Source organism: Candidatus Photobacterium acropomis (assembly GCF_030685555.1).
Lineage (GTDB): Bacteria > Pseudomonadota > Gammaproteobacteria > Enterobacterales > Vibrionaceae > Photobacterium > Photobacterium lucens.
In genome coordinates, this window is record NZ_CP131609.1 from 2,187,832 (window position 1) to 2,200,004 (window position 12,173).

The window sequence follows — 12,173 nt, forward strand, 5'->3', positions numbered from 1 at the left end:
AATCTATCATGCCTTAGCGAAGTGAAGATTCAACTGGAAAACTGCAAGGATGAGAACCTAGTACGAAAAATCCATTAGACAATATGCGGGCAATTTTACTGTGTGAACACGGTTATTCTTTCGCAAAAACCACGTCAAATATGCTTTGAAATCAAGCAACAAGATAAATAATCCACCAACAGTGTTAACTTTTGTGATCACGGATAAAATTTGCTGGTGTATAACCCGTTTTATCACGAAAGAAGCTAATGAATGCACTATCACTTGAGAACGCTAAATGGTGGGCAATATCTGATATTCGCCAGTTTTTAGATAACAATTCAATTGCAGTTAATAAACGCCATTGTTGTCGCCAACTTTGATAGGGCATCCCCACTTCTTTATTAAAAATACGGGTAATGGTTTTCGCACTTGCGCCCACGTGTTGACTCAGCTCTGCTAATGTAGGCGCAGTAAACTCGTCACTATCAATATCAGCCAACCAATGTTTTAAACGAAGATCAGAAGGCAATGGCAAATTTAGATGGTTATCTTCAGCAAGGTTTAACTCTTCAATTAAAAGATTCACTGCATTGATCTGCTCATCGTCAGGTTTATCGAATGGCCAAAATGCCATTCTCTCCATTAAGGCAGACATTAACGGATTAATATCAAAAATTTTCAGCGTTCTTGGTAATCGTGATTGCAAGCTTTGAGCAAAATATAACGATCGATACTGGGTCGCATTGCTTGTTTGCGCTTTGTGTTCAATGCCTGCTGGGATCCAAGCGGCCCGCATTGGTGGCAACACGCATTTCACCCCATCTAAACTGATCACCATACAGCCATGATGAGAAAACAATAGCTGATCTTTATTATGGGTATGATAGCCAGAGTCATGTTCAACCAGATCAGCAGCCAAACCAATTACTAAACCATGATGATCATCAGCATGAAACCTGTCACCGTCTGTAATAAAAGCCATCACCTTACCCTTTTTCTTTACTTACCTTGAGCCAAAACTGTCCTTAAACTGATATTTATTGTTCTAATGTTAATATCAGACCTTTTATCACCCACTTTATACTTTCCCTCATTGAAATAACAGTCTCGCGGTTCATTCACTAGCGGTGACATAGCGCCTTACCCATCACCACCTATACAGTTTTCACTAACATTTTGGGTGTGGATGACAAAGCACAAGAGGAAGTCATGAACAAAAAAAATATTTCAACATTGTTAGCCGTTGCGCTTTTAATGTTTCCACAATTATTAGAAACCATGTATAGCCCAGCGCTAACATCAATTAAAAATCACTTTGCTGTGACGACAACGCAAGCAGCCCAAGCATTATCGATCTTCTTTATGGTCTTTGCGCTCGGGGTGGTGTTTTGGGGAACCATGTGTGATGTGATTGGGCGTCGCCGTTCAACCTTAAGTGGTTTAGTGGTTTGTATTGCATCAGCATTGTTTTGCTATTTCGCCACAAGCTTTCAAGCACTATTAATTGGCTTTGGTGCCTGTGCTTTTGGTGCTGCAGTTGGCTCGGTATGTACTCAAACCATTTTACGAGACAGCTTTGAAGGTGCGAGTTTAGCGAGAATATTCTCAATCGCAGCAACCACCATAGGTCTTAGTCCTGTAATTGGAATGCTACTTGGTAGCTGGTTAACCGCACACGGTGGCTATAGTTGGGTATTTGCCGCCATGTTCATAATGCTAAGCTTACTACTTGTTTGGGGAGCTGTCGCACTGCCAGAGACTAAACCTAACCACATTAAACGCGATAGCTTATTTCTGGTAGCAAATAAGATGATCCGTGACAGCCATATTTGGTATACCGCATTGATGGTGGGACTGGCGAACATTGCCCTGTTCTCTTACTACAATATTGCCCCATTTATGTTTGAACACTTAGGCACCAGCGTGAAGTTCTTCGGAAACACCAGCTTTGTATTAGCTCTCGGATCTATTTTAGGCTCACTGCTCAATATTCGATTACTACGTAAAAAGCTAAACGGTGATCTTATTGTCATGCTATCAACCGTGTTGTTGCTTGGCGCTGGTATCGGTATTTACCTGTTACAACAAACAGTATGGTTCTTTATTCCCATGGCGTTAGTTTCATTATCATTTGGTTTAGCGCTACCGAACTTGTTTAGTACCGCACTGGTTAATTACCGTCATCACCTTGGTAGTGCGGGCGCATTACTTGGCTTGTTCTACTACTTGATCATTGGTTTTGGTTTAGATCGTGCCTCTAACATGGGCGATCTAGCACTCACCATCCTGTTGTGTGGCGGCATTTCATTGGCACTGGTGTTGATAAAATGGCTGGCAGCAAAAACCAATAAACAAACGGGTGATAACGCCGCTGCAAATTAATCAGCAAGCAATGAATAAGCATTATCGCTAATCACCGCTAACAAAAAAGCCGCATGAGAGACTCTACTTTAAAAGAATCTCATGCGGCTTTTATCGTGATAGCGTTGTGAAATTAGTTCACGACTGTTGGCAATTCAGGTAACTGTGTCCCTGCGTTATCCGGGTAAATCACAAACTCACCGTGGAACTTCACTTTCGATTTGTAATCTGTGATTTTGTATAGCAACAAACCTTGCTGATAAGCCAAATCAATAAACTGTTGAGTATTACCACGCACGTAGAATGATAATGGCTTCACCAGTACGCCTTGCTCATCAATGGATTGCTTGTATTGTGCCGCACACACCACTAACGATGCTTGACCATCAGTATGATGTGACACTTTACGGTTCACTTCATATTCATTAGTGATCAACCAATCAGCCTGTTCCAATACTTGGTAAAAACCATTAATTAATTCAGCATTAATCACGGTTGATTTACCGTCAGTATCATTTAAACCACTTAAAGTATTTTTGATACGCTCAAATTGCACTTTAAGTTGGGCATTTTTACCCATAGTACGAGATTGCTTCTGCCACTGTAGTAAGGTTTTAGACACACAATGATCAAAGTGTTGTTGCTTGATCATCTTCGTTACCCATGCACTTAAAAACACAGTTTCACTCACTGGGTTTTTCTGCGTTTTACCAGCCTCTTGTGCGGCAACCAGTGTTGATAACCCTTCCGTTACCACATTAAGAATTTCGTTATAGAAAGAAGTCATAAATACATTAAACAATAAAATAAATAGAGCTTACGACGTGCTTACGCATCTTTCGCTAAGCACCAATAAAATCCGGCAGATAGAACCGCACACACCGCCATTGTTCCAGCCATTGGCCATGCTGTGCTATCTGGCATTAGGGCGACAATACTACCGACAAGTGAACCAATACCAAAGCGGAATGTGCCGCCTAATGAAGATGCCGTACCAGCCATTTGTGGGTAACGGGCTAACAAACACGCCATTGCGTTACTACCGATGATAGATAATGTACCTACGAAGAACATCACAGGTAGCACTGTGCCCCATAAGCCAAAGTTTAACCATTGACCAACCAGTAACATGATGCCAGCAAGCAATTGGATCGCTAAACCTAATCGTAGCATCCAATGTGTCCCTTTCTTTCTTACTAAACGGCCATTTAGCGTTGTCATCATGATCAGAACAACAATGTTGAGGCCAAAGTAGAAACCAAAGTTCGCCACACTCACACCGTAAATATCAATGTAAACAAACGAACCTGCGGTTAAGAAAGTAAACATTCCGGCAAACGAGAAGCCACTACAGAAAATCAGCCCCAATACAATTGGGTTAGCTAACAGTTTGGCATAGTTGCGAATAATCGACATGAAATGAAACGGAATACGATTTTCTTTTGGTAATGTTTCTTTGATTTTAAAGATAATCGAAAGCAATACGATCACGGCAAAAATAGCCAAGAACCAAAACACAGAACGCCAGCCAAACCACACCGATAAGTGACCACCAATCATAGGTGCCAATAACGGTGCAACTGTCATTACCAAAGTAACGAATGACATGGTACGAGAAAACTCTTCACGCTCGAACATATCACGCACTAATGCACTGATGATCACGGCAGCTGCTGCGCCAGCAAAACCTTGTAATACACGGATAAAGGTTAATTCGGTAATATTGGTACTTAATGCACCAAGCACAGTAAGAATGAAGAAAGCGACAGTGCCGAGCAATAACATAGGTCGACGTCCATAACTGTCAGCTAATGGACCATGGACTAACTGCCCTAGTGCAAAACCCGTGGTGTAAGCAGTTAATGTAACCTGTACAAGACTTGGAGAAACAAGGAAATCTTTAGCAATGCTTGGCATCGCAGGAAGGTACATATCAATAGCCAGTGGCGTTAATGCAGCAATAGCACCGAGGATCAAAATCAATTGCAGGCTCAAACGTGAGCTGTTTGGCGGGTTCATAGCACCTCTTATTATAGGTATATTAGTAAGATGTTCGAAGAAAAGCCTATATTTTACGATAAAAGACTTAAGCAGAACCTTTCTAATATGGAAAAGTGCTATTTCCTTTCTGTCATTATATTCGCTTAGTGAATATTTAATAATCAACAAATAAAATAAAAGGCATAAATAACAAAGCAACGATTAAGTTGTTGTTCTTATGCCTTTTATTACAACACATAATTTATAAACTTACATCACAAATCGTTTATTTAATAAAAGATGCAATCTCTTTTTCCGTTAATGGACGGTATTCACCTGGCTCTAAGTCTTCATCAAGCTCAACAGCACCGACACGCTCACGGTGTAAGCCAACAACCTTATTACCCATTGCGGCAAACATACGTTTAACTTGGTGGTATTTACCTTCAGTGATTGTCAGTAACGCTTCATTCTCACCTAGAATTTCTAGCTTCGCTGGGCGAGTTAGCTCTTTCTCACTACGAAGCTGCACACCATCAGCAAACTGCTGAATGTAATCTTCAGTAATTGGATCTGCTGTTTCAACGTAGTAGGTTTTTTCACACACATGGCGCGGTGACGTAATACGGTGTGACCATTGACCATCATCAGTTACTAATACAAGACCTGTAGTATCACCATCTAAGCGACCCGCTACATGCATTTTCTCTGGGCTGATTTCATCAAACAGCACGAATATCGTTGGATTGAAATCATCAACGTGTGAACACACAAAACCTTGTGGCTTATTCAGCATGTAGTAACGAGGACCTTGCAACGATAACGAACGACCGTTGAATTCTACATCGCAATCATCTGTGACTTGAACAGAGCCGTTACGAACAACTTCACCATTCACTTCAACCATGCGATCTTTAAGAATTTTACCGGCTTCTTTACGTGTGATACCTAACGTAGTACCTAAGAATTTATCAAGCCTCATTAACTGGCTCCGTTACTTGCTGCAAAAGGTCGGTATTATAAGACCAAATAACAAAGATGCATTAAAAACTTACGTACCGTTTTGTTTCTGTTAACTGCAATCAAACAGCAACAACTCAATAGCGCCTTCCCCTTCTTTGCGCACATTAAATCACCAACAATTACGCTAAAAAGCATTATTTACCACTATGAACACTGTGTTTCCCCACATTTGCGTGCTACATCCTTGTTACGGTTTTGTTTCCTAAATAGAATAGTCACGCTCAGTTAAACGTTTGCTATATACCCAGTCACCTAAAACGGCTGGATATAGATAAAAAAGATAAAGTCAGGATCATCATAATGAAACTAGAAGCGGTAGATTACACAGCAGACAATGCGAAACAGCTCTTTGTTGAATCACTACGCAATACCGGTTTCGGGGTATTAAAAAATCACCCTATTCAGCAAAAATTAGTTCAAAGTATCTATGACAATTGGTACCAGTTTTTCAATAGTGAAGAAAAGTCAGATTTTCTATTTAATGTAGAAACGCAGGATGGATTATTCCCGACTGAAGTATCAGAAACCGCAAAAGGTCATACCAAAAAAGACATTAAAGAATACTTCCACTACTACCCTTGGGGTCAATGTCCACCAGCACTGAAGCAAGAAATCCAACAGTATTACCAAGAAGCCAATGAACTGGCGACTGAGTTACTCGCTTGGGTTGAACAATGCTCACCGAATGATATTTCAGATAACTACTCACAGCCACTGTCGAGCATGATTGATGGTAGCGAAAAAACCTTGTTACGCGTATTGCACTATCCGCCACTAAAAGGTGATGAAGAACTAGGTGCTATTCGTGCAGGTGCCCACGAAGATATTAATCTATTAACTATTCTTCCAGCAGCTAACGAACCTGGGCTGCAAGTACTGGCTAAAGATGGTAGTTGGATCGATGTACCTTGTGATTTTGGTAACCTGATCATCAACATTGGTGACATGCTACAAGAAGCATCAAATGGCTACTTCCCTTCTACCACTCACCGAGTGATCAATCCTGAAGGTGCCGATAAAACCAAATCACGCATTTCATTACCGCTGTTTTTGCATCCAAAACCAGAAGTCGTGCTGTCTGAAAAATACACCGCAGATAGCTACTTAATGGAACGCCTACGTGAACTTGGCGTGATCTAAATCACACCAGACCTACCTAAAAAAAGAACTCAGCGTTTACCTTGCTAGGTTAACGCTGAGTTCACTAACTAACCATAATGTAAGTAAGCTCAAAAATCTGAACATTTTTTCGTGGCTCTTGTCTCATTATGAGTGAGTTGAAACCGTTTTGTTATGCAAACAATCTATTATTGGCTTATATATCCAAGTAAGTTCAGGGTACCAAATTAAGCAAAAGTGACTTGGATATAATAACTTACCGCTTTTGTTCTTGATTACGTTTACATTTAGACTTTCAGATCTATAGTTCATTGATAACCCAAAAGGTTGCCATAGATCTTACTTAGGGACACCGTATGAAAATCTCGTTAACGACGCCAGTACTTTCATCTCTTGATACATTCCTTAAACTGATTGACGAATTATTTGCTTACGAAGCCCTGCCAAAAAAGGTAGAGCAAACCTCTGCAGCAGTTAAACAGCTGCTTGCCTCACCAGAATTAGGCCATGCTTGGTTTATTGAAGTTGAAGAAAATGGTCAAACCCAAATCGCAGGACATCTAATTGTCAGTTACGCATTTAGCCTAGAGCATGGTGGTAAGGTCGGCTTGATTGATCAATTCTATTTAAAGCCAGAGTGGCGACAAAAAGGCATAGGCTCTGCCCTATTCCCTCAAGTAGAACAAAATGTGATAAATGATGGGATCAAAGCCCTATCGCTTGAAGTGAATATTGGTAATGCCGGTGCTCGTACCTTCTATGAGCGTCAAGGTTTTGTACCTCGTCGACAGTTCTGCATGATGACAAAAACATTAGTTCAAAACACCGTTCCACTACACGTTGCTTCATAAAAATTGCCAACTATCCGCATTCAGAGCCTTGCATTGTCATCATACATTGCAAGGCTTTTTTGATTAAGCATATGAATCTATTGACGACTTAGCTAGAATCATCAGCATAAACTCGCCTTTTCACTTTTCAAATCAAGGAATGTTATGAGCCTTATTATCACGATTGCGGTTATTGTGCTGCTTGCCTTTATCTATATCTCAATGCGCAATGGATTAATTGGTAAGAAAAACCAAGTTGCTAACGCAGAATCGAGCATTGATGTGATGTTGAAGAAACGCTTTGATTTACTGCCAAACCTTATTGAAACCGCTAAAGCGTACATGCAGCATGAAAAATCAGTGTTAACAGAGCTAACTGAGCTACGCTCTCAAACTCATAGCGCCACCAGCACTGATGAAAAAACGGCATTAGATAAACAAGTGAGCACCGCACTCTCGAACTTTCGTGTTGCCGTTGAAGCTTACCCAGAACTCAAAGCGAACAACAATATTGATACCGTGTTACGTTCGATGAATGAAGTAGAAGCACAGTTATCGGCTTCTCGTCGCACTTTTAATGCCGCAGTTACTAACTTCAACAATGCCGTAGAAATGTTCCCATCTAGCATTATCGCTAACAGCATGAACCTAAAGACCTTACCTTTGTTTGAAATCCCAGAGGTAGAACGCCAAAACATTGATGCCGCAGCATTGTTTAATAACAAGTAATCATCACAAGGTCTTATTATGGAAGATCGTATTTCTGCCCTATACGAACAAGGCTTAAGAGAACAACTCTCAAGCCTTGAATCTACTCGTCAGCATGTGATCAAACAGTTATGGATTGCCTTAGCAGCAGGTATCATCACCGCAGCAATTGCGATCCCGCTTGCGCAACATTATGACAGCTTGCCATTGGGTATTATCGTTACCTTTGTTATCTCGCTTTTTATGCTAGTGCGTTTTTCAAAACAAAAAAAACAATACAGCGTGAGTTATAAACAAAAGGTGATCACCTCTCTGCTGGCGAACATCAATGATAGTTTTGAATATCAACCGCTCTCAGCAATCTCTGAACATGACTATCAAGCGAGCCAACTCTTTCCAACTCACTATGACAGCTACCAAGGCGAGGATTTCGTAGAAGGTAAAGTAGGCAAAACCACGCTGCGTTTTTCAGAGCTTAATACTCAAGTTAAAAAGCAGCGCATCAACCAAAAAGAAGATCGTGAGGAGTGGGAAACCATTTTTAACGGTATTTTCTTTGTCGCTGATGCCAATAAACACTTCACCAGCAAAACCCTAATAGTGCCAGCTAAAAATGCGTTTTTCTCAGCGATTAGCGATTCAGTCACGCAATTATTTAACCGCCAAACCGATCGCGTCAAACTGGAAGACCCACGCTTTGAACAACATTTTTCGGTTTATAGTAGTGATCAAATCGAAGCCCGTTATTTGCTCACGCCTTCGATGATGGAAAAGTTAGTAGCGTTTGTCGCCAAAGCGAAAAGCAAAGTCTCACTGTCGTTTATTGATAACAATATTTACATTGCCATCAGCAACAGTAAAAACTATTTCGAGCCTGCCCTATTTACTCAATCTGACAGTTTCGAATCGGTTCAAGACATTGCCCACGATCTACAGTTCGTTATCGATATTGTAAATGACTTAGATCTCAACACCCGTATTTGGACCAAACACTAGTTATCTCTCATTCCTTGATTTACGATGGCAACAGTGCGTATTAAAACAGCTATGTTGTTATCGTAAATCAGTAAGAAGTTTATACATGACCGATCTCATTACCTACATTTTAGCTTTTAACACTAATGACTCCTCCATTATCGATAGGAAAATACAGCAACACAGTTACCTTGAAGATGATGTGGAGATCCATCATACAGAAGAGCGTGCAACCTTCAGTAACGGTGCCGTTATGTTAAAAACCACTGAATTTGATAAAACGCTAGATATACTTGACGATACTGTATGCCCTGAATGTTGGATTAATTACGAAATCATTACCCAACCATCAGAAGATGTAATTTCACCGAAAAAGAAAATTTTCACCAGCCGATGCCAAGAGTCTTTTTGGCTCAAACTGCAAAAGACACGTACTGAGCTAAACTGACAAATTTATTAGTTCTATACTTAAAGTATGAAGAAAATTACCCCATGTTTTTGTTGGTGGAAGTTAGTCTTTTACGCTGCAATTGCGCTTATTCTCTTACTTCTCACCTCCTAAGCAAAGTTATCTATTTGCTAGATTAATGAGACATTTTAACCCTTTCAACAGCAAGCTTATTCAGTTAATACTTTTGAATAACCATTGTGCCTGCAATGAAATCATGTAACAGCCTCTTATATGGATGGAACTTTAACAGTAAGCCATTAATAGCGAATAATAAAATCGGGGGAACAATAAAGGTCATCATCCCTAAATATGAATAGAATATTTGTCTAAGTACTACAGTGATCATTGATGCTTTAAAACCATTTTTCATCACTATTTGCGTTCCAACAAAACGCATACCAAATGTCTGACCTTCTCTAAAAAAAGACCAATTAACAATAAGAAATAAAACCGTATTTAGAATACTCAATACCACTCGGTTGTATTCCATACCCATCATATGACCAAAGGAGTATATTTCTTGATAACGTATTAAATTATAAAGATAAAGTAGGATGATAGAAATGACGCTAAAAACAAGAAGATCCATTAATCCGGATAAAAAGCGTTGAATAGAACTTGCCGCAGCATAACAATCGTTTTGATCGGTAAATGCAGTATTACTCTTCACGTTGCTGACCTAAAATTTTTTCGGAGTGTAAAATACTCTTAATAAAAAAACGTTAACCCATGTCACAATACTGTTACTCATAATGTAAAGGCATAACTATAGATAGCCATGCCTTTCATAGTTAATAAGACTAATCTATCCTTTCAAACTTAAATGTGCCGATATGTTGTTTGGTTTGGTACTGCACACCATCTTGAAAATCAGTATCCACTCTCAATGTACTTAATAAAGAAATGGGATTCGGTGGTGAATTCGGAAAATCAGGTGCAGTAAAATCAATACCACTGTCGCTACCAGCATCATAAACCCACAACTGCACCTCTACTTCGTTTTGCCATTTACCATCTTTAAATAGCGCCACACCATCAACCCCAGTAAACCAATCAGGGCTTGGCGCTAACATGGTGATAACCGATACCAGTGGATAATCTTGTGATATATCAAACTGCACTTCGACATCATCGTCTGTCGCTGGAATACCGTTGCCACTAATCATATGTCCTGAATTACCGTTATTTTGAATAACCCCTATTTCAGACTCTAACGTGGTTTTCGAGCCCGTCTCTGCAACACTGATCACACCTGCACTGGCGGTTTGCCCCACTTCAAATAATTTTACTTTCGCATTATGGGTAAGCCCAATCAAACCAGAGAAATGACGATCAGTTGGATAATTGGTCGGAAAGTTTGTTGCATTCCACTCAGAATCAAAATCAAGCGTATAACGTGCAGTTTGTGCGGTGGGATCTTTACTGTCATTGTCACTACTGCCGCCACATCCTTGAATTAATAAAGCAGTCACAGTAGAAAGGATAAATAAGTTGAGCTTCATATCTAGTACCTTCAATAAACATGAGTAGAGGTTAAACACTAGATATAAATTTTAGCTGGATTATAAAAGTAAGAAGTCTTATCTAGATGATCTATCCAGATAAGACTCTTTGATAGCTATATTTCAGCCATTACTTCTGCTGGCTTAACGTAATGTTCTTATAATGAATTAACGCATTACTCTTCGAACTCTTAAAGGCATCATTCACATCTTGAATGTAATAAACTGGCAATGATTCTTCATTCGCCACTGCTTTACCTTCATCAGGACCTAAACATAACATGGTTGTTGCCCACGCATCGCCTTCAACAGGGTTAGTGCCAAACACAGAAGCCGACACTAAATCGTGAGTAATTGGCGCACCAGTTCGAGGATCTAAAATGTGTGAATAGTCTTTTGTACCATCTTTGAAATTATGATGGTAAGTGCCTGACGTATTTAGCGATACACCATTCTCATCATTGATTGTCACAATCTGATACGGGCGAATACCGTCTTTCAACGCTATAGGCTGTTCAATTGCCACGCGCCATTTTTCACCCATTGGCTTATGACCTTTGATCTTCATATCGCCACCGAACTCAACCAAGTAGTTCTCGACACCATCAGATTCTAGGATCTGACTTAAACGGCTGATCGCATAACCCTCACCCATTGATGATAAGTCAAGCTGAAGCTGAGGAATGGTTTTGCGGATGCGTAAATGCTCAGGGTCGATTTCAATCTTATCGATACCCATATCATCACGGATCTTAGTAATTTGAGCAGCTGTTGGCACATTCAGTGTTTCACCTTGGAAACCCCAAAGTTTGTATAGCGGTTGAATCGTCGGATCGTAACAACCGTGGCTTGCTTTATTAATCGACTGCGCTAAAGACACCATATAGATAAAATCTTTTGACGCTGGTTGCCATTCAGTAGACGTACTTTTATTGAATTTCGAAATATACGAATCGTTACGATAAGTCGAATACTCTTTATCAATTGCCGCTAACGCTGTATCAAATTGTGCTTTTACTTTTGAAGGTGAAACTTCGTCTTTCGACCAGTAACTCACATGGTAAGTCGTACCTTCAGCAAAACCTGCAATTTTTTCTAATTTTGGTGGTTGACTACAGCCCGACAACATCATGATTGCGGATAGCGTTAATGCCGTACAGCTCCGCTTAAGAACAACATTCGACGTTTTCTCGAACATACAAAAACCTTATTGATTCGTAAATGTAAGCAAAGTTTACCAAT

The 12,173-nt window shown here is 40.0% G+C and carries 13 protein-coding genes; 6 read left to right on the plus strand and 7 right to left on the minus strand.

Going from position 1 to position 12,173, the window contains the following annotated elements; translation table 11 throughout:
* Window positions 1-184 precede the first annotated feature (184 nt).
* Window positions 185-964 (minus strand): AraC family transcriptional regulator, encoded by a 780-nt coding sequence (locus Q7657_RS16990; protein ID WP_107166630.1) that lies wholly within the window; start codon window positions 962-964, stop codon window positions 185-187.
* Window positions 965-1,191: 227 nt separating this feature from the next.
* Between Q7657_RS16990 and Q7657_RS16995 the strand changes: the two genes are divergently transcribed.
* The gene (locus tag Q7657_RS16995; RefSeq protein WP_107166631.1) at window positions 1,192-2,364 is read left to right on the plus strand and encodes an MFS transporter; all 1,173 of its coding nucleotides are present in this window, start codon (window positions 1,192-1,194) and stop codon (window positions 2,362-2,364) included.
* 112 nt (window positions 2,365-2,476) lie between these two features.
* Here the strand turns inward: Q7657_RS16995 and Q7657_RS17000 are convergent, their stop codons facing one another.
* From Q7657_RS17000 to rsuA, 3 genes are all read right to left on the minus strand, one after another.
* Window positions 2,477-3,130: a DUF2913 family protein gene (locus Q7657_RS17000; protein ID WP_107166632.1), complete on the minus strand. Its 654-nt coding sequence runs from the start codon at window positions 3,128-3,130 to the stop codon at window positions 2,477-2,479.
* A 41-nt stretch (window positions 3,131-3,171) separates the two neighbouring features.
* Window positions 3,172-4,362: a Bcr/CflA family multidrug efflux MFS transporter gene (locus Q7657_RS17005; protein WP_053989633.1), complete on the minus strand. Its 1,191-nt coding sequence runs from the start codon at window positions 4,360-4,362 to the stop codon at window positions 3,172-3,174.
* 247 nt (window positions 4,363-4,609) lie between these two features.
* Entirely contained in the window at window positions 4,610-5,305 is a 696-nt protein-coding gene (rsuA, locus tag Q7657_RS17010) for a 16S rRNA pseudouridine(516) synthase RsuA (protein WP_107166633.1), read from the minus strand.
* A 341-nt stretch (window positions 5,306-5,646) separates the two neighbouring features.
* Between rsuA and Q7657_RS17015 the strand changes: the two genes are divergently transcribed.
* From Q7657_RS17015 to Q7657_RS17035, 5 genes are all read left to right on the plus strand, one after another.
* Window positions 5,647-6,486 (plus strand): isopenicillin N synthase family dioxygenase, encoded by an 840-nt coding sequence (locus Q7657_RS17015; protein WP_107166634.1) that lies wholly within the window; start codon window positions 5,647-5,649, stop codon window positions 6,484-6,486.
* 335 nt (window positions 6,487-6,821) lie between these two features.
* Window positions 6,822-7,316 (plus strand): GNAT family N-acetyltransferase, encoded by a 495-nt coding sequence (locus Q7657_RS17020; protein WP_107166635.1) that lies wholly within the window; start codon window positions 6,822-6,824, stop codon window positions 7,314-7,316.
* Window positions 7,317-7,460: 144 nt separating this feature from the next.
* On the plus strand, window positions 7,461-8,024 hold the full coding sequence (locus tag Q7657_RS17025) for a LemA family protein (protein ID WP_107166636.1): 564 nt from the start codon (window positions 7,461-7,463) through the stop codon (window positions 8,022-8,024).
* Between the two features lie 18 nt (window positions 8,025-8,042).
* On the plus strand, window positions 8,043-8,999 hold the full coding sequence (locus Q7657_RS17030) for a DUF3137 domain-containing protein (RefSeq protein WP_107166637.1): 957 nt from the start codon (window positions 8,043-8,045) through the stop codon (window positions 8,997-8,999).
* An 85-nt stretch (window positions 9,000-9,084) separates the two neighbouring features.
* On the plus strand, window positions 9,085-9,426 hold the full coding sequence (locus Q7657_RS17035) for a hypothetical protein (protein WP_107166638.1): 342 nt from the start codon (window positions 9,085-9,087) through the stop codon (window positions 9,424-9,426).
* Between the two features lie 178 nt (window positions 9,427-9,604).
* Here the strand turns inward: Q7657_RS17035 and Q7657_RS17040 are convergent, their stop codons facing one another.
* From Q7657_RS17040 to Q7657_RS17050, 3 genes are all read right to left on the minus strand, one after another.
* Window positions 9,605-10,099, minus strand: a complete 495-nt coding sequence (locus tag Q7657_RS17040) for an RDD family protein (protein WP_053989627.1) — start codon at window positions 10,097-10,099, stop codon at window positions 9,605-9,607.
* A 130-nt stretch (window positions 10,100-10,229) separates the two neighbouring features.
* Window positions 10,230-10,931, minus strand: coding sequence for a spondin domain-containing protein (locus tag Q7657_RS17045; protein ID WP_107166639.1), 702 nt, complete (start codon window positions 10,929-10,931; stop codon window positions 10,230-10,232).
* Between the two features lie 130 nt (window positions 10,932-11,061).
* Window positions 11,062-12,129, minus strand: a complete 1,068-nt coding sequence (locus tag Q7657_RS17050) for an FAD:protein FMN transferase (RefSeq protein ID WP_107166640.1) — start codon at window positions 12,127-12,129, stop codon at window positions 11,062-11,064.
* Window positions 12,130-12,173 lie beyond the last annotated feature (44 nt).